Genomic DNA, 19461 nt, shown 5'->3' with positions numbered 1-19461 from the left:
TCGGCACGGAGCCTAACCCGAGCGCGCCCGTTCAGCTGACTTGTGCCAGCACGAAGATGCCGATCGCCAGCAGGTCCGGGCCGCGGAACAGTTGCCGCATAAGGTTTGCCGGCATCGGACCGGCGGGGGTGTCGACGAAACCCGCGCTGCTGTAGTCGACCGGCCCACGCGTGACGGTGCGCAACACCGAAAGCACCGCCAGGGCGACGGTCACCCACGAGAGCGCCGAAAACGCGGTACCCAAAGCCAAAAGAGCCACTGAGAGCAGAGCCGACCAGACCAGGCCGACCACTACCAGGGCGATTCCGTGTGCGATCACCAGCTCCTGCGACGACGAACCCAGCCACCTCCGGCGACCCGGATTCCGCCACAGCACGCCAAGACCGGCCCCGAAAGGAGTAAGCGCGACGTACGCGCCGATCCCGACGAGCACCGGTCCCGGCAGAGTGGGGACAGCAACATGTCCGACGGCTACCGCGAAAGCCACTAACAAGACCGCGCCCGCGTACCGGGAACGGCCGACGATCCCGGCCCACGCGAGCCGGAACGCGGTGGGCGGGCGCAGCGACCACGAGCCCGCGGGCGCGGACTCCGGCAGCATCATCATCGGGTCGAGGAACGTCACCGCCATCGCGCGCAGGACCCGCGCGTTCCAGCCGTCGAGCAACACCGCGCGCCCGGCGCCGCTTACTGCCTCGCCGCCAAAAGCCAGCAGCAGACCGCATAACGCGAGCGCCGCGCCGACGTACTGCACGGCCATTGCGTCGAGGCGAGCTGCGGCGGTGACCACGCCAGCCACGGCGAGGAGCAACGGTCCGGCGGCTTCGAGAACGAACGCAGTGCGGCGAGCGGTGGTGAAGGCGAGAATCGTGCCGCCCGCGACGAGCGCTGCCGCGGCGCACCACCAGTCGATCGAGCTTCCGCCGACCGCCAGCATCAGCGCGGCGAGATATCCGATCACCACCACGAATCCGGTCAGCACGCCGGCCAACCGGGTCGCGACGACGCGGCGGCGGTCCACCTCGGCGAAGTCCATCCAGGTCAGCTCGGCCGGTTCGGCCCAGACGAAACCGCGCCGCAGCAGGCTTCGCCAGCCCACGGCGGCGCACAACGCGACCAGGCCGAGCACCGCCGAGTAGTCCACAGCGGACGGTCCAAAGAGGACTCTATGCCAGGCGTCGGTACGGAAGAAGGCGGTGAACAGGAAGCCGACGCCGAAAATCAGCACAAACGTGGGACTGTCGCCGCTGAAGATGCCGCCGAACCGCTTGCGGCCGGGCACGCGCAACCGGGTCACCACAGTTCGAGCACGCTGTCTGCCGTATCCAGCAACGGTTTATGGTGCGTGGCAACGACAACTGCCGCACCCGCCGCGGTGGAGCGGCCGATCAGCTTGACCAGCCATTCCTTGCCCGCGGTGTCGAGCGCGCGTTCGGGTTCGTCCAGCAACAGCACTCGATGCGGCCGCGCGGTGACGCCCAGCAGCAGCAACCGGCGACGCTGTCCGGCCGAGAAATGCCCGGCGGTGACGCGGGCGCGTTCGGCGAGCCCCGCGTCCACGATCAGTTCTTCGAAATCGCCGAGGTCTTCGCCGAACGAACCGGAGAGCAGCTCCAAGTGTTGCATCGGGGTGAGTTCGGCGAAGAAGTCGGAATCGTCGAAAAGCACGGAAACCTTGCGACGGAAGGAAACACTGCGTTCGTTCGGCTTCTCGCCGTCGATGAGCACCCGGCCCCGCTGCGGTTCCTGCATTCCGTACAGACACCGCATCAGGGTGGATTTGCCGACGCCGTTAGGCCCGACGAGCACCGCGCATTCGCCCGGATCGACGGAGAAATCGAGATCTTCCAACAACCACAGGTCACCGGCCTTCACGCCGAGCCCGCGGGCGTCGACTATCGCGGACACAGCAGATCCACCACCGGGGCCAGCACTTCGAGGTTGGGTTCGAGGACCGTGGAATAGCTGAAGCCGAACCGGGCGCGGTGCGCGACCAGCTGGTCAGCGATTTCCTCGACCGTCCCGACCAGCACCGTGGGAACTTCGGCCAGTTCTTCGAGAGTGAGCGTGTCGCCAAGGCGGGCATGGATTTCCCGCAATGCGCCTTCGCGATCATCGGTGATCTGGACGAATTGCACGAGCAAGTTGAATTCTGCTTCACGGCCGGCGAGCCGCTCGGCGACAAACCGCGTGCGTTCTTCCACCGAGTCCGCCGGTGCCAATACCGGCGGCGCACCGTCGCGCACCTTTGCCGTGCCGCTGAAGGCAATCGTCGCCGCGTGCTCGGCGGCGAGCGAAAGCAGCCGGTCTCCGCGGCCGCCGATCATCAACGGGGGACCGCCGGATTGCGCGGGCTGAGGCGCGTATTCCGGATCCGCGTACAACCGCCGGAGTTCCTTGATCGTGAGTTCGAGATGATCAACCCGCGCGCTCGCGCTCGGAAACGGCATTCCGGCCGCTTCGAACTCCGCTTTCACATATCCGGCGCCGAGGCCGAGTTCGAGCCGTCCGGACACGAATTGGTCCGTGCCCGCGACGTCCCGCGCGAGCAGCACCGGGTTGTAGAACGGCGCGTTGAGCACGAAAGTGTTGAGCCGCACCCGTTCGGTGACCGCACCGGCGAGCACGAGCGCAGGAAACGGCGGCGCGATGCCGAGATGGTCGGCCACGCTCAACACGTCGTAGCCGAGTTCTTCGACCCGCCGGCACTTCGCGATCCACTCGTCGCGCGAGCCCGGCAGCACCATGTTCACGCCGAACCGGAAAGTCTTCTCCCCATCAGAGACCATGCGGCCACGCTACCGTTTCCCCGCGCACGAAGAAGGGGACGTCCGCGTCCGGCGCGAACGTCCCCTTCTTCAAGCAGCTACCTCAGCCGAGGCGCTGGGCCAGCGCGTCCAGCTCGTCGCGCAGCGAGGACGGCACCTCGCCGATCTTCGCGAACCACTCCTCGATGAGCGGCAGCTCCTCGCGCCACTCCTCGTTGCGCACCTCCAGCGCGGCCTGGATGTCCTCGACCGGCTCGGACAGGCCGTCCAGGTCGAGGTCCTGGGCGTTCGGCACGAAGCCGATCGGAGTCTCGACCGCGTTGCCAGTGCCCTCGACGCGCTCGAGCACCCACTTGAGCACGCGCGAGTTCTCGCTGAAGCCCGGCCACAGGAAACGGCCGTCGTCGCCGCGGCGGAACCAGTTGACGTAGAAGATCTTCGGCAGCTTGTTCGCGTCGGCGTTCTTGCCGAGGTCCAGCCAGTGCTTGAAGTAGTCGCCGGCGTGGTAGCCGAGGAACGGCAGCATCGCCATCGGGTCGCGGCGGACGTTGCCGACCGCGCCGACCGCCGCGGCGGTGGTCTCCGACGACATGGTCGCGCCCATGAACACGCCGTGCTGCCAGTCGCGGGCCTGGTTCACCAGCGGCACCGTGGTCTTGCGGCGGCCGCCGAACAGGATCGCCGAGATCGGCACGCCCTTCGGATCGTCCCACTCCGGCGCGAGGATCGGGCACTGCGACATCGGCACGCAGTAGCGCGAGTTCGGGTGGGCGGCCTTCTCCTCGGAGTCGGGCGTCCAGTCCTGGTGCTTCCACGAGGTGGCGTGCGCGGGCTTGTTCTCCATGCCCTCCCACCACACGTCGCCGTCGTCGGTGAGCGCCACGTTCGTGAAGACCGTGTTGCCCTTCTCGATGGTGCGCATGGCGTTCGGGTTCGTGTGGTTGTCGGTGCCCGGCGCGACGCCGAAGAAGCCGAACTCCGGGTTCACCGCGTACAGCCGGCCGTCCTCGCCGAAGCGCATCCACGCGATGTCGTCGCCGAGGGTCTCCGCGCGCCAGCCCGGGATGGTCGGCTGCAGCATGGCGAGGTTGGTCTTGCCGCAGGCGCTCGGGAACGCCGCCGCGACGTAGTGGACCTTGTCCTCGGGCGAGATCAGCTTGAGGATCAGCATGTGCTCGGCGAGCCAGCCCTCGTCGCGCGCGATGACCGAGCCGATGCGCAGCGAGTAGCACTTCTTGCCCAGCAACGAGTTGCCGCCGTAGCCAGAGCCGTAGCTCCAGATCAGCCGCTCCTCCGGGAAGTGCGAGATGTACTTGGTCTCGCTGCACGGCCAGGCGACGTCCTTCTCGCCGGGGGCCAGCGGCTTGCCGACCGAGTGCAGCGCGGGCACGAACTCGGCCTCGGTGCCGTCCGCCTTGACGAACTTGTCCAGCGCGGCCTTGCCGGCGCGGGTCATCACGCGCATCGACGCGACGACGTAGGCGAAGTCGGTGATTTCGATGCCCAGCTTGGGGTTTTCGTCGCCGAGCGGGCCCATGCAGAACGGGATGACGTACATCGTCCGGCCGGCCATGCAGCCGCGGTACAGCTCCGTCATGGTGGCCTTCATCTCGGCCGGGGCCACCCAGTTGTTCGTCGGGCCCGCGTCCTTCTCTTCCTTCGAACAGATGAAGGTGCGGTTCTCGACCCGCGCGACGTCGTCGGGGTCCGAGGTGGCCCAGTAGGAGTTCGGCTTCGCGTCCAGCTTCACGAAGGTGCCGGCGTCGACCAGCTCCTGGTTGATCCGGGCGGCTTCCTCGTCAGACCCGTCGACCCACACCACGCGGTCCGGGGTGGTCAGCTCGGCGACCTCCCGGACCCAGGACAGCACGCCACTGTGCGTCGTCGGCGCTGTGTCCAGTCCGGGGATGGCGACTGCGGTCATCTCTACTCCTGACTTCCGACGACAAAAGAGCCCACACCGCGAACGACAGTGTTCTTGGTGCGGGCTTCGTTGCCGGCGACCGAATGGCTTCGCACACCGGCGGAAGACCGGTGTGCGGGTTTTGGGATTCCCCGACTGTAGCCGGATGGACGGCAGGTAACCGAGAGCTGACCTGTCGGTTCTCTCACAAGAACGATAAGGGAATCGATTCAGTTTCACCGGAACGGGCCAGCGCCGAAAATCTTTCCGCGTGGCCCGCGTCGCATTCGTGCCGGATGCCGGAGCTGGGCTGATCAGTCCTGATCTTCGCCGGACGCTGCCGGGCGCCGGTTCGCCGGACCCGGGCGGACGGCGCCGGGCTTTGACGTCCCGGAGACGACGAAACGGGCCCGGCGCGCGGCCGGACCCGTTCGTGTGACGTCAGTTACCGAAGGTTCAGTTGGGGCTGATCCACTGCCCAGTTCCGCTGTCGATCTTCGCGACGCCGCTGAGCAGCTGCGCGCCCTCGCCGCCCCAGGCCGAATCGCTGCCAGGGTCGGCCGCGGCCGCCGAGTCGAGCGCGTGGTTCGCGCCGTCGGTCTCGGTCCACTGGCCCTGGCCGGTGTGCTCGAAGGTGTGGGTGGAACCGTCCGCGCCGACCTGCACCGCGACGTCGGCCTGGCCGTCGCCGTTGGTGTCGGTGAAGGCGATCGTGCCGCCGGACTTCGTCTCGACGACCGCGGTGTCGTTGTGCCCGTCGTGGTCGGTGTCGATGGTGGCGACCCCGGCGTCGACGTTGCCGTCCGGCAGGTCGGCGTGGATGTGACCGGTGGTCGAGGTGTCCTGCGAATGCGTGTCGGTGCCGTCCGAGCCGGACTGGCCGTGGCCGGATTCGACCCAGCTGCCGGTCTTCTCGTCGTAAACCGCCTGGTCCACGACGTGCCCGGTCGAGTCGAGCACCGCGTAGTGGTCGGCGACGCCGTCGTGGTCGGTGTCGGCGAACGCCTGCGCGGTGCCGTCGTCGTGCTCGACGACCGCGGTGTCGGAGACCCCGTCGTGGTCGGTGTCGTAGTTGACCTCGGCCTGGTACTCCTGGCCGTCGACGTGGACGGTCAAGGCCTCGTGGCCGGTCGAGTCAGTGCCGCCGCTCTCGTCGACCCACATGGGTTGGTCCCCCTCATTACGCCGGGTCTGCCGCTGGTTCGCTCGGTATGACTCACGTTAGGCCGGTTCGGTTCCCGTCCACAAGCCGATCACGGGGTCACGGCGGCAGGTTGACCGGCAGGCCGCTGCCGGTGACGAAGACGCACCAGGTCCCGGCTTCCTCGCGGTTCAGATCCAGCCGGGTGGTGGCCGGCGGATGCGCGTTCCGGCTGACCTCGACCTCGAAGAACGCGCCGTCGCCGGGTCCGGTGGTCGGCTTGCCGAGGCGGATCGCGACGTTGTCCTGGGCGAAGCGCTGGACCGACCGGGTCGCCGGGTACTCGGTGGACGCGTGGCAATCCACGTTCTGCAGGCCGATCGGGTCGCGTTTGCTGACCGCGTCGACGTAAGCCCGGACGACGACCCGGGACCGCCTGCCGGGCGATGCACCTCGACGCTGTCGTCGGTCGCGACGATGAAGATGGCGACGCCGCCACCAGCGAGAAGCACTGCGGCGGCTGCGGCCCAGGCGGAGATCCAGGTCCGTACGTCACCCGCTGATCATGCCCGATCGCGGACCGTGCGGATGCGGGAAAGCAGAGTTTCGGCCCGGGTGTGGCTCTCGGTCACGTCCTTCAGGCGTTTCGAGACGATCGCGATCTTCTTCGCCCGCTCCTGCGCGCTCATTTTGATCGTCTGGTCCACCTCCTTCAGCTCCGCCTCGATCGCCTCGATGCGGCGGCCCAACGCCTCGTCGAGGGCCAGCGACAACTGCTGTTCGGCCTCGATGAGCTGTTCGGCGATCAGCTGGTCAAGCGTCGAGCGGGCGTCGGCGATGGCTTCGACCAGCCATTGCTTCAGGTGCTGCTTGTCCGAGGCGTGCTTGCGAGTACGCGCCATCCACCAGCCCGCGCCGAGGCCGATCACGATCGTCGCCGGAAGCACTACCGGGTTGAGGATCGCGACCCCGGCCAGCGGCAGCGCGGCGATCTTTCCCGCGCCGACACCACCGGAAATGCCCATGAACACCAGCAGTTTGTCTTCGGCCGTCGGCGGTTTCTTGTCCGGCGGGCGCAGCACGACCGGCGGGCCGCCGGCGCGGGCGAACTGGGCGCGGATCACGTCCAGTTCCTCAGCGGAGAACAGCTCCGACAGCGCCGTGTTCGTGACCTGGTTCAGCCGTTGCGACAGCTGCATCGACACTCGCTGCGACGCGGTCTGCAGCGCGATGTCCACTTCCTGCGGCAGCGCGGCCAGCTCGTCGCGCTTGGCGCCGTCGATGCGCTGGCGGAAATGCGCCTGCGCCTCGCGCATTTCGCGGCTGCTCTCGTGGCCGACCTCGACCCGCGTGCGCTGGATTTCGCCGCGCAGCCGCAACTGCCAGCCACGGGTGGAAGTGCGGCGCTGGGACTGGAGATCGTCGCGGCGGGCGCGGAGTTGTTCGGCTTCCGCTTCGCCTGCCGACAGGGCCCGGCTTTCGGCTTGCAGCTTCGCTTTGATGCCGGCCAGCGCACTCGAAAGCGAGCGGAGCGTGTTGGCTTCCTTCAACATCATCGACCGGCCGACCAGCAGCTCCTGCAGCGCGACCTGCACCGCGGCGATGCCGGACTTCTCCCGCAGCATGGCGGCGACCTGCTCGTTCGGAGCCTTCGCCGCGGTCTCGAACACGCGCGCCGACACCGGGTGGAACACCGCGTCGGCGAAGCGCGGCGCGTGTTCGGCGAGCAGTTGCCGGTCGGCTTCCAGGATCTCGCGCCAGCCGCGGAAGGCGTCGGTTTTGGCCAGCACGAAGACAACCGTCTCGACGCGGTCCGCGACCTCGCGCAGGAACTGCAGCTCAGTGGAGGTGAACGGGGCCGACGCGTCGACCACGAACACCAGCGCGGTCGCGCCCGCGGCGGCCTCCTTGGCCAGCTCGCCGTGCAGCGAATCGAGCCCGCCGACGCCCGGGGTGTCGACCAGGGTCAGCCGTTCCAGGAGCGGGACCGGGCCGGACACCTCGACGTAGCGCGGCGGCAGCTGTCCCGGCGGCAGTTCGTGCGCGGCGGACACCCAGTCGACCAGCTGCGTCAGGTCGAACGGCACCGAAGCCAGCTGACCGGGGTAGCAGGCCTGCGCGCCCCACTGCTGCGCGTGCTCGAAAACGAGGTAGGTCGCGGTGGCCACGTCAGCGTCCACAGGGGACAGTCCCGGGGTCGCGAGCAGGGCGTTGACCAGCGAACTCTTCCCGCGGTTCGTCTCGCCGACGACCACCACGGACGGTTTCTCCGACCGGGCCTTGCGCTGGTCCTCGACCCATTTGGCGGCCTGCGGGTCAGCCTCGCGGACGACACCGAGCAGCTGTTCGCGAGCGGCCTGGACCTGGGCGGGAAGCGTCGGTGCGGTCACTGCGCCCGCTTCGCGTAGACGGTGACGATCGGCGCGCGCAACAGCCGTTCCTGATCGGCGAACCCGACGACCTCGGTCTCCGCGACGACGCCTTCCAGCTCCGGATCGTCGGTGGGCACGGCACCGCCCGCCTCGTGGCGAGCCGGGTCGAATCGCTCGCCCTCGGCGCGCAACGCGGTGACGCCGATGGCGGCGAGCCCGTGTTCGAGCCGTTCCACGACGCCGTTGCTGCGGGCACGGTCCAGCGCGTACAGGCAAAGCTGGATGAGCGCCTGCCGGTCGGAAAGCGCGCGTTCGAGGTCACCCGGGGCGGCTACGAGGTCCACATCGGGATCCGACGCATCCGCCGCGGCGTCGGTTCCGTCCGCTTCGGCGATGATCCGCGCGAGGGCTTCCGCGCTGATCTCGCCGGTCGGCGCCTCCGCCGCGTCGGCGGGTTCCTCGTGGCCGAACCACGCCATCAAGACCCTCCCCTGGTCGTCCGGGTGATTTCACCAGTTTGCGGCACTGCGCCGCGCGGCGGGGGCGGATCACTCAGACGGGCCGAGAATCCGCGTCAGCAACTGCCGCAGCACCGCCTGCTCGTGCTCGACGTCCAGGTCGGGATCGAGGCTCGCGCGGGAAAGCAGGGCATCGACCAGCGCGAAGATCCAGTTTCCCGCGTCGGCCGGAGCCAGCACGGGGGAGAAGCGGCCGGTACGGACGCCGTGCTCGACCAGTCCGGCGAGACCGGTGCGCATGCGGTCGTCATTGCCGCGGATCAGCTGGGCGAACTCCGGATCGCGAGCGGCCTGCGCGGCTGCTTCGAGGATCAGCCGCACGACGCCGGGCAGCACGAGCGGCGACGTCATCTGCGCGACCACGGCGAGCACGCCTTCCCACGGGTCGGCCATTTCCGCCGCCGCGGCAAGCAGTTCCTCGTTGTCGGCGGTGTCCGCCTCGAAAATGCCGATGAAAACCGCGCGTTTGCTGGGGAAGTAGTGGAACAGGCTGCCGGAGCTGATCTCCGCGGCGCGGCAGATGTCCGCGGTGGAGGTCTTTTCGAAGCCGTTGCGGGCGAAGCAACCGGCTGCCGCGTCGAGAATCGCGCGCCGTTTCGCCGCGTGCTTCTCGGGATCGACGGTCCTCATCGCTCGGGCGGCGGTTCGTCGAGCCACGGACGACCGTGCGAGGTGAACGCTTCGGCCAGTTGGCGGCGAGGCAAGTCCGTCTTCTCCCGCGCGATTTCCCGGTCGTTCTCGCCGAGCAGCACGAGCTTGCCGTCGTCCACGAACACGGCGGCGAGGGGAGTGTCGATCCTCCGGCGGCGCTCACGTCGTTCGAGGGTGACGCGGGTGGCGGACACCGTCACGATCAGCCGGTCCCACGCCCAGAACCAGGCGAACGCCACCCCGAGCAGCACGCCGACAGCGACCGCGCCGATCAGCCGCCACGGCTGCGGAACCGAATGCAGCAGCCGGAACACGTACTGCACGGGGAACCATTCCAGCGACGTGATCCAGTCCGCGAGCGCTTGCACGCCCCAGCCCAGCAGCGCCCCGGCGACCGGGCAGGCCAGCCAGGACCCGCGGCGCACCCACGCCGGTTCGTCGACCACTGTCTCCATGTCGATCATTATTAGACCGAGCACTCGGTTTATCAAAAGCAGGGTACGAAAACCCAGGTCAGCGCATCTGCGGCAGGGGTTAGGCGATTTCGCGGATCAGCGAGCGCATGGCCTGATCCAGCGCCGGGACGTCCGCGGCCAGCCGGGACGACACCAGCAGCTGATGCTCCGCCGTGCGCAGCCACACCCGGCCCGCGACCGGGATCTCCAGCACCGACAGCCGGAACGGCCGGGCGCGGCGGCCCAGTTCGACCTCGGTTTCGCGGACGAGGCGGCCCAGCCGTTCGCCGGCGAGGATCTGGCGGCGGTGGAAGCCGGACGAGACCGGACGGCGTGCGGTGGCGAAGTGTTCAGCCGCCGCGGGAGCGAAGTGCTGTGCCGCGAGGTCGATCGCCGAACCGTCGCCGGGAGCAGGGCTTTTCCGTCGGGTGCGCGCGGAACCGCGCTCGCGCAGGAAGGTCAGCAGGCCGTTCCACCACGGTTCCCACTGCACCTGCACCGCCGCGCGGTCGAGAGCGGGCGGGACGTGCACCGGGACCGCGGGCTCCACCGGGGGTAGCAGCTGGCCGTCGGCGATCGAGAGCGCGAGCACGTCCCGGAGGAACAACGCCACGTCGACGTCGTGGTCGCTCCCCCAGTTCACCCGCCACGAGGTGGTGTCCTCCAGCCGCACGACATTCAGCCTACGCGTCGCGGGCGAGTTGTTTACTGTTCGCGAATCTGTTGCCAGATCAGGAAATAGGCGCGGTGCACGACGTGAGCCACGCGGCTTTGCGCCGGAGTCGCGCCGAAGGACGCGAAAGAACGCCACCAGCCGGCGCGTTCCAGCGCGTGCGCCGCCAGCTCCGGCCGCGGGGCGCCGGGAAGGCCGAGCTGCGCGCCGATGTCGGCGTTGCTGCCGACCCGAAGCACCTCTTCCGCCAGGTCTTCCGGCATCGCGACAGCACCCGAGGCGACGAGCGTCAACGCCTCCAGCAACCGCAGCTGATGCGCTTCCGGGCGGGCCAGCAGCACCTCGATCGCGTCGTGCACGCGCTGCCGTTCGCCCGGATCGCCGGACGTGTGCGCAAGCGCGGTCACCGACGCCAGCGCGGCCGCGGCCTTGATTCCGTCCGCGCGCGCGGCGAAGACGATCGACAAGCGGCGGCGGACCGCGTCGAGGCCCGAGATGTCGAGAAGCTTGCGGCGCAACGCTCCCGCGGTGATCTCCGGTTCCGCGCGGATCGCGTCGACCGCGCAGCGGATTCCGAAGAGATCGAGCTTTTCCAGCAACCGCAACCGGATTCCGGTCGGGATGTCGCACTCCCAGCTGGTGAAGATGTCCGCCGCGATGAGCATCGTTTCGAGAATGTCGTCGTCGAGCGCGGCTAGCTGGCCGAGGGCTTCGGCGTCCGCGGAAGTAAAACCGCCGGACTCGGCCGATTCGGCGATCAGGCCGATCACCGGCAGGACGTCCGCGACGCGCGGCTTCAGCGTCGACGCCTGTTTCTCGGCGAGCAGTTGCGCGGCCTTCCAGACGTCCCCACCGGAGCCTTCGACAGATTCCGCGACGACCGTGTCCGCCTTGTTCAACACCGCGATCGCGTTGACCGGCCCCGCTTCGCGGCTCGCGGTGGCGGCGGTGAACGCGGCCAGCGCTTGCTGATCGTCCGCGCGCACGCCCTGGGTCACCACGTAGAGCACGGCCTCCGCGCCCGCGACGGCGTTGCGCGAGGTGTCGTCGAGGTCGTCGGAACCCTCGTCCTGCTCGGCCGCGCCCAGCAGCTGCTCGGTCCGCGACACCGACGCCGCGTCCAGCGAGCCGAGGCCCGGCGTGTCGATCACCGTCATGTCCTGCAGCACCGCGTTGGTCAGGTACGCCTCAAGGTGCGAGACCTCGGAGATGTCGACGCCGAGCTCGGCCGGGATCGACCCGTCCGCCGCGAACGGCAGCACCTGCTTGCGGCCGTCGAGGAACACCACCTCGACGCGGTCGACCGTGCCGTACTGAAACCGCGTGACCAGCCGCGTGCACTCGCCGACGTCGGTGGGCGCGACGAGCCGTCCGATCAGCGCGTTGACCAGCGTCGACTTGCCCGATTTGATCCGCCCGGCGACCGCCACCTGCAGCGGTGCGCCCAGCCGGCGCAGCACCTCGGCGAACCCGGCGGCCGTGCGCGGGGACACCTGGGACCTCAGCCGGTGGCACAGCTCCGCCACCGACGCGGACAGTGGGCCGGCGAGCCGTCCCCGTTCCGCCGCTGCCGTCACCGCCCCGGCCCCCTTCCGGCTCGTTCGCTCACCCGAGCAGGAATCGTCGCATGCCGGTCATCCTTCGGTCGCACCGAAGGTGCTACCCGCGACCGACGCGGCCGCCGGTCGCGCGACCTACTGTTGAATCGTGCGACGGCTCAGTCTCTGGATGCGTGCCCACCCGATGGTGGGGGACTCGCTGCTCGCGCTCTTTCTCGCGGCGTTCGACATCCTGGTGTTCGCCACCGGCGGCATCGACCCCGAACTGCCCGGCCCCGAGTGGTACGTCGCGGTCCCGATCGACCTCGCCGTGGTCGCGCCGCTGGTCTTCCGCCGCAAACGGCCGGTCCTCGCCGCGTACATCGTGTACGTGATTTCGTACGCGCACAGCGCGCTCGACCTCGGAGTATCCGGTCTGGCCGCGCTCGCGATCAGCCTCTACTCGGTCCAGGTCTACGTCGGACGCAAGCAGGGGCTGCTCTACGGCGGCGCGTTCGTGGTGGCCATGGTCGTCACCGCGATCGTCAAACCCGAGCCGTCGATGGCGGCCCAGTTGCTGTTCAGCGCCTTCACCATCGCCTTCTGCTGGCTGCTCGGCGAATTCATGTACGCCCGCCGCGCCTACCAGCGCGAGCTGGAGGCCCGGCTGCATCTGCTGGAGACCGAACGCGACCAGGCCGCGCGCATCGCGGTGGCCGAGGAGCGCGGCCGGATCGCCAGGGAACTGCACGACGTGGTGGCGCATTCGGTGAGCGTGATGGTCGTGCAGGCCGACGGCGCGGCGCTCGCCCTTAAGTCCAATCCGGAGCTGGCCGGGCGCGCGCTGGGGACGATCTCCGAAACCGGCCGCGGCGCGCTCGGCGAACTGCGCCGGTTGCTCGACGTGCTGCGCAACGACAGCGGTGACGACGAACCGCGGGTGCCGCAGCCGGACGCGACCGCGCTGGGCGACCTCGCCGAGCGGATGCGTGCCGCGGGCGTCCCGGTGGACCTCGTCCTCGGCGACGGGCTGGACGAACTGCCCGCCGGGGTGTCGCTCGGGATCTACCGGATCGTCCAGGAATCGCTCACCAACACGCTCAAGCACGCCGGTTCCGGAGCGAGCGCGGCGGTGCGGGTGCAGCGGACCGGCGACCAGGTCGAGGTGCTCGTGCGCGACGACGGCGCGGGCCGGGCCCGGAGGCTGGAACAAGTCGGCGCGGGCGCGGCGGGAACGACTGCGACGGCTCGGCAACCGGCGCCGCGACTGTCGGTCGCGGGCGGGAACGGGCTGATCGGGATGCGGGAGCGGGCGAACGTGTACGGCGGAACACTGGAGGTGGGCCCCGCCGCCGGCGGTGGCTGGCAGGTGCGAGCGGTGCTGCCGGTTAGGTTGAACTCGTGATCCGAGTGGTGGTCGTCGACGACCAGGAACTGATGCGCGTCGGGTTCCGGATGGTGCTGGGCGCGCAGGCCGACATCGACGTGGTCGGGGAGGCGGGCGACGGCGCGCAAGCCGTGCGGATGGCCGCGGAACTGCGGCCCGACGTCGTGCTGATGGACGTGCGGATGCCGGTGCTCGACGGCGTCGAGGCGACGAAACAGATCGTCGCGGCCGGCACCGCGCGGGTGCTCGTGATGACCACCTTCGACCTCGACGAGTACGTCTACGCCGCGCTGCAGGGCGGGGCTTCCGGCTTCCTGCTCAAGGACACCCAGCCGGACTACCTGGTGTCCGCGCTGCGTTCGGTCGCCGACGGCGACGCGGTGATGTCGCCCTCGGTCACGCGGCGGTTGCTCGACCGGTTCGTCGGCTCCGGCGGCGCGGAAATGCGCGACCCGGCCGAACTCGACGTGCTGACCGACCGCGAACGCGAAGTGCTCGTGCTGATCGCGAAAGGCATGTCGAACATCGAAATCGCCGAGACGTTGTTCCTTTCCGAGGCTACGGTGAAAACACACGTGGGGCGGATCCTGTCGAAGCTCGACCTGCGCGACCGGGTGCAGGCGGTCGTCCTCGCGTACGAGACCGGGCTCGCCCGGCCGGGGATCGGCTGAACCGTCCGATTCGGACACTGTCCACACCGGACCCCGCTGCGGATTCCGCGGCGGGGTCCCGGCGTATCCGGCAAAACTCAGGGTCGGCTCAGGGGCATCCCCCATCGTGCTCCACCTCGCGACACGATTGAGTACTACTCAGGTCGGGTAGCCAGTTCGATCCACAGGATGACGCGAAAACGGCCGCGCTGAGACAGGATGAATTCCGTTAGCACCGCCGTAGAGGGAGCAGGGGATGATCGAGGCAACAGGTCTCACCAAGCGTTACGGGAGCACGCTCGCGGTGAACAACCTGTCGTTCAGCGTGGCAGCGGGGAAAGTCACCGGATTCCTCGGCCCGAACGGCGCCGGCAAGTCCACCACGATGCGCATGATCCTCGGCCTGGACAACCCCACCGGGGGCCAGGTCCGGATCGGCGGAAAGCTGTACCACGACCTGAAGGAACCGCTGCGCACGGTCGGCGCGCTGCTCGACGCGAAATGGGTGCACCCCAACCGCTCGGCCCGCGCGCACCTGCAGTGGATGGCCCGGTCCAACCGGATCCCGGCGGCGCGGGTGGACGAGGTGCTCGACACCGTCGGCCTCACCAGCGTCGCGGGCAAGCGGGCGGGCGGGTTCTCGCTCGGCATGTCGCAGCGGCTGGGGATCGCCGCCGCGCTGCTCGGCGACCCGGAGGTGCTGCTGTTCGACGAGCCGGTGAACGGCCTCGACCCGGAGGGCATCCTCTGGATCCGGAAGTTCATGCAGCGCCTCGCCGCCGAGGGCCGCACCGTGTTCGTGTCGAGCCACCTGCTTTCGGAGATGGCGCTCACCGCGACCGATCTCGTGGTCATCGGCAAGGGCCAGCTGATCGCGCAGTCCACCACTGAGGAATTCGTGGCGCGGGCCGCGGAGAACACCGTGAAGGTGCGCTCGCCGCAGCTTCCGGCGCTGCGCCAGCAGCTGATCTCCGCCAGCGCGCAGGTCACCGATTCCGGCGAAGCGCTCATCGTGTCCGGAATGGACAGTGCGAAGATCGGCGAGATCGCCGCTTCGGCGAACCTCGTGCTGCACGAGCTGAGCCCGCAGACCGGCTCGCTCGAGCAGGCCTTCATGCAGATCACCGGCGACTCCGTCGAGTACCACACCGGGCTCGAGGCAGAGGCGCAGCAGGCCGCGGCCATCCGCTGACCACACTCTCGTTGGGAAGAGAAACATCATGACTTTGCTCGCGGTCGAACGCATCAAGCTCTTCACCACCCGGTCGCCGTGGTGGTGCGCCCTCATCGCGCTGGGCCTCACCATCGGATTCGCCGGCCTGATGGCAGGCGCCGCCCCGAGCGGGGAGCAGCTCACCGTCGCCAACACCCAGGTCGGGCACCAGTTCGGCATCGCGGTGATCATGGTGCTGGCGGCGCTCGCGGTGACCACCGAATACCGCTTCGGCACGATCCGCACCACGTTCCAGGCGGTGCCGCACCGGGGCAGCGTGCTCGTCGCCAAGGCCACCGTCGTCGCGCTGCTGTCGTTCGTGATCGGCGAGATCGCCGCCTTCGGCGCGTGGGCGCTCGGCTACGCGATCCGTCCGTCGGACTCGGTGGCGCTGCACACCTCCGCGGACTGGATCAACGTCGCGGGCGTCGGCATCGTGTTCGCTTTCGCCGCGGTCATCGCGGTGGCGGTCGGCACGCTGATCCGGCACAGCGCCGGCGCGCTCTCCCTGCTGCTGATCTACGTGCTGGCAGTGGAAAGCCTCGTGCAGCTGATCCCGACGGTCGGCCCGAAGATCCACCAGTGGATGCCGTTCAACGTCGCGGAGCGCTTCCTCGGCGGTTCGGCTTCCTCGCGAGGTCCGGGCCTGCCGGACGCGGCCCTGTCGCAGTGGGGCTCGCTGGCCTACTTCGCCGGCGTGTCCGTGGTGCTGCTGGCCATCGCGATCGGCGTCGCGAAGAAGCGCGACGCGTAAAGACCCACAGGGAACGTTCGGACGAGTCAGGCGGGGGCCGGCGGAGCCGAACAAGGGGAAAAAGGGGAAAAGGGGAACAAGATCCGGGTCGCCATTCGGGGGGCGGCCCGGATCTTTCCGTTTCGGTAGAGTTCGGGTCCACGAGAAGGGGGACGGCGTGCTCCAAGCGACTGGACTCACCAAGTCCTACGGCGACACCGTCGCGGTGCGGGACCTGACGTTCACCGCGCAGGCCGGTCGCGTCACCGGATTCCTCGGCCCGAACGGGGCCGGAAAATCCACCACGATGCGGCTGCTGCTCGGGCTCGACGCACCCACCGCGGGCACCGCGCACATCGAGGGCAAGCCGTACCGGCAGCTGTCCGATCCGCTGCGCACGGTCGGCGCGCTGCTCGACGCGACGTGGCGGCACCCCGGTCGCTCCGCCCGCCAGCACCTGCGTTTCCTCGCCGCGACGAACGGACTTCCGGACCGGCGCGCCGACGAGGTGCTGGATCTCGTCGGGCTGTCCGCGGTGGCACGCAAGCGAGCGGGCACGTTCTCGCTCGGCATGCTGCAGCGGCTCGGCATCGCGAGCGCATTGCTCGGCGACCCGCGCGTGCTGCTGTTCGACGAACCGGTGAACGGCCTCGACCCCGAAGGCGTGCACTGGGTGCGCCAGCTGCTGCACGGGCTCGCCGCGGAAGGCCGCACGGTGTTCGTGTCGAGCCATCTGCTGCCGGAGATGGAGCAGACCGCGCAGGATCTCGTGGTGATCGGCCGCGGACAGCTCATCTATCAGGGCACCATGGCCGATTTCGTGGCCCGCGCCGGTTCTCGCGGCGTCCGGGTGCGCACGCCGCACGCCGACGCGCTGCGGAAAGCGCTCACCGAAGCACGCGCGGTTTTCACCGAGGATTCCGGTGCGTTCCTGGTGTCCGAAATGGACAGTGACGCGATCGGCGAACTCGCCTACGCCGCGCGCGCCACGCTGCACGAGCTGAGCCCGCTGGCCGGTTCCCTCGAACACGCCTACCTCGAATTGACCGGCCAGGCGGCCGAATTCACCAGTGGAGGTGCGCGGTGAATCTGCTGCGGGCGGAACGGATCAAGCTTTTCAGCACTCGCGCGCCGTGGTGGTGCGCACTGATCGCGGTGGCCGCGCCGATCGCGTTCACCGCGTTGTTCCTCGGGCTTTCCGGGGCGGAAATCACCGCGGACGTGAGCAACACTCAGCTCGCCACGAGCACCGGCCGCACGGTCGCGCTGGTGCTGGCGGTGCTCGCCGCGACCGCCGACTTCACCTGGGGCACGCTGCGGTTGACTTTTCAAGCAGTGCCGACGCGGACGCCGGCGCTGCTCGCCAAGGGCGCCGTGGTGTTCGCGGCCTGCGCGGTGCTCGGCCTGCTCGCCGGCGTCGGCTCGTGGGGGATGGCGCATCTCGTGCGGCCGGACGCCGACCTCGGCCTGCATTCGGGAGCGGACTGGCGGATCGTGTTCGGCCAGATCCTGACGTTCGCGCTGACCGGTCTGCTCGGCGTCGGCGTCGGCCTGCTGCTGCGCAGTTCCGCGCTGACCCTGGCGATCGTGCTCGTGTGGACCCAGCTGGTCGAGGGCCTGGTGCTGCTGATTCCCAAGATCGGCAGCGATCTCTACCAGTGGATGCCGTTCTACGCCGCCTCGCAGTTCGCCGGTGGCGATTTCACCAGGACGACGCTGAAACTGTCGCCGCCTTTCGGGCCGTGGGGTTATCTCGCGTATTTCGCAGCGATCAGCGTGGTGTTGTTCGCCGTGGGGGTGGCCACCGCGAATCGGCGGGACGCCTGACCTGCACGTGCACATTCCCGATTGCGCGGCAGGCAATCGGATTAAATTCACGTAAACCGGTGTGGCTTCTCTCACAGGGAGCGGACATACTGTCGGAAAGCCACGGATATTCATTGCAGAGCCCCGTCTCAGCTCTCCGGAGGTGAACCGTGACGGTGGACGTTGATCAGGAACTCATTTCCCGCGACGCTGCGGTACCGACCCCCCGGCTCGAGCCGATGCTGGACCTCGAATGGTCCCAGGCGATCGAACTGCCCCGGTTCGCGCTGCCCGCGACCCGGCCCGCCGAACTGCGCCAGGCGTGGGTGCACCGAGCCCCCGAGGACGCGGTGCTCGGGCTGTACCGGCGGACGAGCGGCACGGACGACACGCTCCCCGCGCCGTGGTGGCTGCGCGCCGTCGCGAGCGGACGGCTCGAATCGCGCGAACTCGGCTTCCGCATCGAGGACCGGGTGGCCCAGCTGCTCGGCAAGCGGATGGGCTGGGAGTTCGTGCCGTGGGCGGCCGACGGCGAATCCGGGTACTGGGAATTCATGCCGTCCGAACGCGGCGCCTCCGGGCACTCGATCCCGACGACCGTGCTGAACACCGACCGGCACGACGGCTGGATCGACGTGCTGCCCGCGCATTCCGCCCGCGCTCCGGAGCCGGTGGCGGTCGCCGGACTGGCCGGACTGCGCTCCCGGCTCGGGGAGTTCGAAGCGGTCCGCTGACCCGCCCGTATGTTGTCGTGGTGGAAAACGAGGACCAGCCACGGCTGCGCAGCGTGGTCAGCTACGTCAAACGCGGCGGACGGATGACCGTCGGCCAGCAGCGAGCCTGGGAAGAACACTGGCCGCGGCTCGGCCGGACGGTATCGCAGCTGCCGGAGGGACCGGTCGACTTCACCGCATGGTTCGGCAGGGAAGCGCCGGTCATGCTGGAGATCGGGTCCGGCATGGGCGAGACGACGTCGCAGCTGGCCGCCGCCGCGCCGGAGCTGAACTATGTCGCCGCCGAGGTGTACGACCCCGGGCTCGGGCAGCTGATGCTGCGCGCGGAAAAGCTGGGCGTGACGAACCTGCGGCTGATGCACGGTGACGCGGTGGTCCTGCTGACGTCGCACGTCGAGCCCGGCACGCTGTCCGGCGTGCGGTTGTTCTTCCCGGACCCGTGGCCGAAGAAGCGCCACCACAAGCGGCGGATCGTGCAGCCGGAGTTCGTGGCGCTGATCGCTTCGCGGCTGGCGACCGGCGGGACGTTCCATATGGCGACGGACTGGGAGCACTACGCGGAGCAGATGCTCGAGGTGTGCTCGGCGGAGCCCGCGCTGCGCAATCGCTACGCCGACGAGCCCGGCGGCTGGGCGCCCCGGCCGGAATGGCGGCCGGTGACGAAGTTCGAACAGCGGGCGGACCGGGAAGGCCGGGTCTCGCACGACTTGATCTTCGAGAAGCGCTGACCCTGGACTGAAGCGCCCCGCCGGGGTGATGCCAGAAATCCGTGAAGGACTCCTTGAAGGAATCTGATTCCCGCAAGGAGTCCTTCACGGACCGGCGGAGCGGGTGAGCGTGACGAAGGGCCGTCGCCGGGTTCCCATCCCCGGCAACGGCCCTTCGTTTCCTTCACCCCCGGTGCCGCCCCTCCCCCGAC

The 19461-nt window shown here is 69.1% G+C and carries 20 protein-coding genes; 8 read left to right on the top strand and 12 right to left on the bottom strand.

Annotation, left to right across the window (positions count from 1 at the left end):
- Nucleotides 1-31: 31 nt before the first annotated feature.
- The 12 genes from ACZ7OI_RS03295 to ACZ7OI_RS03240 all read right to left on the bottom strand — a co-directional run bounded on the left by ACZ7OI_RS03295 (nt 32) and on the right by ACZ7OI_RS03240 (nt 12058).
- Complete coding sequence (locus ACZ7OI_RS03295; RefSeq protein WP_470262582.1) at nt 32-1300, bottom strand: hypothetical protein; 1269 nt, start codon at nt 1298-1300, stop codon at nt 32-34.
- Nucleotides 1294-1899 carry an ABC transporter ATP-binding protein gene (locus ACZ7OI_RS03290; RefSeq protein ID WP_470263431.1) on the bottom strand — a complete coding sequence of 202 codons (606 nt, stop codon included), beginning with the start codon at nt 1897-1899 and terminating at the stop codon, nt 1294-1296. The genes ACZ7OI_RS03295 and ACZ7OI_RS03290 overlap by 7 nt, the downstream gene beginning before the upstream one ends.
- The gene (locus tag ACZ7OI_RS03285) at nt 1896-2789 is read right to left on the bottom strand and encodes a TIGR03621 family F420-dependent LLM class oxidoreductase (protein WP_470262581.1); all 894 of its coding nucleotides are present in this window, start codon (nt 2787-2789) and stop codon (nt 1896-1898) included. Before ACZ7OI_RS03285 ends, ACZ7OI_RS03290 begins: the two co-directional genes overlap by 4 nt.
- A gap of 82 nt (nt 2790-2871) precedes the next feature.
- Entirely contained in the window at nt 2872-4692 is a 1821-nt protein-coding gene (locus tag ACZ7OI_RS03280) for a phosphoenolpyruvate carboxykinase (GTP) (protein ID WP_470262580.1), read from the bottom strand.
- 435 nt (nt 4693-5127) lie between these two features.
- On the bottom strand, nt 5128-5835 hold the full coding sequence (locus tag ACZ7OI_RS03275) for a hypothetical protein (protein ID WP_470262579.1): 708 nt from the start codon (nt 5833-5835) through the stop codon (nt 5128-5130).
- A 97-nt stretch (nt 5836-5932) separates the two neighbouring features.
- Complete coding sequence (locus tag ACZ7OI_RS03270) at nt 5933-6178, bottom strand: hypothetical protein (protein ID WP_470262578.1); 246 nt, start codon at nt 6176-6178, stop codon at nt 5933-5935.
- Between the two features lie 197 nt (nt 6179-6375).
- Nucleotides 6376-8202: a dynamin family protein gene (locus tag ACZ7OI_RS03265; RefSeq protein WP_470262577.1), complete on the bottom strand. Its 1827-nt coding sequence runs from the start codon at nt 8200-8202 to the stop codon at nt 6376-6378.
- Entirely contained in the window at nt 8199-8663 is a 465-nt protein-coding gene (gene grpE, locus ACZ7OI_RS03260) for a nucleotide exchange factor GrpE (RefSeq protein WP_470262576.1), read from the bottom strand. The genes ACZ7OI_RS03265 and grpE overlap by 4 nt, the downstream gene beginning before the upstream one ends.
- A gap of 69 nt (nt 8664-8732) precedes the next feature.
- Nucleotides 8733-9332 carry a TetR/AcrR family transcriptional regulator gene (locus ACZ7OI_RS03255; RefSeq protein WP_470262575.1) on the bottom strand — a complete coding sequence of 200 codons (600 nt, stop codon included), beginning with the start codon at nt 9330-9332 and terminating at the stop codon, nt 8733-8735.
- Entirely contained in the window at nt 9329-9808 is a 480-nt protein-coding gene (locus ACZ7OI_RS03250; protein WP_470262574.1) for a YqeB family protein, read from the bottom strand. The genes ACZ7OI_RS03255 and ACZ7OI_RS03250 overlap by 4 nt, the downstream gene beginning before the upstream one ends.
- Nucleotides 9809-9887: 79 nt before the next feature.
- Complete coding sequence (locus ACZ7OI_RS03245; protein ID WP_470262573.1) at nt 9888-10481, bottom strand: hypothetical protein; 594 nt, start codon at nt 10479-10481, stop codon at nt 9888-9890.
- A 32-nt stretch (nt 10482-10513) separates the two neighbouring features.
- Nucleotides 10514-12058: a dynamin family protein gene (locus tag ACZ7OI_RS03240; RefSeq protein ID WP_470262572.1), complete on the bottom strand. Its 1545-nt coding sequence runs from the start codon at nt 12056-12058 to the stop codon at nt 10514-10516.
- Nucleotides 12059-12209: 151 nt separating this feature from the next.
- Between ACZ7OI_RS03240 and ACZ7OI_RS03235 the strand changes: the two genes are divergently transcribed.
- From ACZ7OI_RS03235 to trmB, 8 genes are all read left to right on the top strand, one after another.
- Nucleotides 12210-13424, top strand: coding sequence for a sensor histidine kinase (locus ACZ7OI_RS03235; protein ID WP_470263430.1), 1215 nt, complete (start codon nt 12210-12212; stop codon nt 13422-13424).
- The gene (locus ACZ7OI_RS03230) at nt 13421-14077 is read left to right on the top strand and encodes a response regulator transcription factor (RefSeq protein WP_344282690.1); all 657 of its coding nucleotides are present in this window, start codon (nt 13421-13423) and stop codon (nt 14075-14077) included. Before ACZ7OI_RS03235 ends, ACZ7OI_RS03230 begins: the two co-directional genes overlap by 4 nt.
- A gap of 235 nt (nt 14078-14312) precedes the next feature.
- Nucleotides 14313-15248, top strand: coding sequence for an ABC transporter ATP-binding protein (locus ACZ7OI_RS03225; RefSeq protein ID WP_470262571.1), 936 nt, complete (start codon nt 14313-14315; stop codon nt 15246-15248).
- Between the two features lie 28 nt (nt 15249-15276).
- Nucleotides 15277-16023 carry a hypothetical protein gene (locus ACZ7OI_RS03220; protein ID WP_470262570.1) on the top strand — a complete coding sequence of 249 codons (747 nt, stop codon included), beginning with the start codon at nt 15277-15279 and terminating at the stop codon, nt 16021-16023.
- Between the two features lie 157 nt (nt 16024-16180).
- Nucleotides 16181-17089 carry an ABC transporter ATP-binding protein gene (locus ACZ7OI_RS03215; RefSeq protein ID WP_470262569.1) on the top strand — a complete coding sequence of 303 codons (909 nt, stop codon included), beginning with the start codon at nt 16181-16183 and terminating at the stop codon, nt 17087-17089.
- On the top strand, nt 17086-17829 hold the full coding sequence (locus ACZ7OI_RS03210; RefSeq protein ID WP_470262568.1) for a hypothetical protein: 744 nt from the start codon (nt 17086-17088) through the stop codon (nt 17827-17829). The genes ACZ7OI_RS03215 and ACZ7OI_RS03210 overlap by 4 nt, the downstream gene beginning before the upstream one ends.
- Before the next feature lie 218 nt (nt 17830-18047).
- Entirely contained in the window at nt 18048-18542 is a 495-nt protein-coding gene (locus ACZ7OI_RS03205) for a hypothetical protein (protein WP_470263429.1), read from the top strand.
- 20 nt (nt 18543-18562) lie between these two features.
- Entirely contained in the window at nt 18563-19270 is a 708-nt protein-coding gene (trmB, locus tag ACZ7OI_RS03200) for a tRNA (guanosine(46)-N7)-methyltransferase TrmB (RefSeq protein ID WP_470262567.1), read from the top strand.
- Nucleotides 19271-19461: the final 191 nt, after the last annotated feature.

The sequence above is a fragment of the Amycolatopsis sp. NPDC114503 genome (assembly GCF_055633655.1).
Note: the sequence above shows the minus strand (reverse complement) of the source record. Positions and strands in the feature narration are given on the sequence as shown.

Excerpts from the sequence above, each read along its gene's own strand:
- ACZ7OI_RS03285 (WP_470262581.1), bottom strand. The coding sequence starts at position 2,789 with ATGGTCTCTGATGGGGAGAAGACTTTCCGGTTCGGCGTGAACATGGTG.
- ACZ7OI_RS03280 (WP_470262580.1), bottom strand. The coding sequence starts at position 4,692 with ATGACCGCAGTCGCCATCCCCGGACTGGACACAGCGCCGACGACGCAC.
- ACZ7OI_RS03275 (WP_470262579.1), bottom strand. The coding sequence starts at position 5,835 with ATGTGGGTCGACGAGAGCGGCGGCACTGACTCGACCGGCCACGAGGCC.
- grpE (WP_470262576.1), bottom strand. The coding sequence starts at position 8,663 with ATGGCGTGGTTCGGCCACGAGGAACCCGCCGACGCGGCGGAGGCGCCG.
- ACZ7OI_RS03255 (WP_470262575.1), bottom strand. The coding sequence starts at position 9,332 with ATGAGGACCGTCGATCCCGAGAAGCACGCGGCGAAACGGCGCGCGATT.
- ACZ7OI_RS03250 (WP_470262574.1), bottom strand. The coding sequence starts at position 9,808 with ATGGAGACAGTGGTCGACGAACCGGCGTGGGTGCGCCGCGGGTCCTGG.
- ACZ7OI_RS03235 (WP_470263430.1), top strand. The coding sequence starts at position 12,210 with ATGCGTGCCCACCCGATGGTGGGGGACTCGCTGCTCGCGCTCTTTCTC.
- ACZ7OI_RS03225 (WP_470262571.1), top strand. The coding sequence starts at position 14,313 with ATGATCGAGGCAACAGGTCTCACCAAGCGTTACGGGAGCACGCTCGCG.
- ACZ7OI_RS03220 (WP_470262570.1), top strand. The coding sequence starts at position 15,277 with ATGACTTTGCTCGCGGTCGAACGCATCAAGCTCTTCACCACCCGGTCG.
- ACZ7OI_RS03205 (WP_470263429.1), top strand. The coding sequence starts at position 18,048 with ATGCTGGACCTCGAATGGTCCCAGGCGATCGAACTGCCCCGGTTCGCG.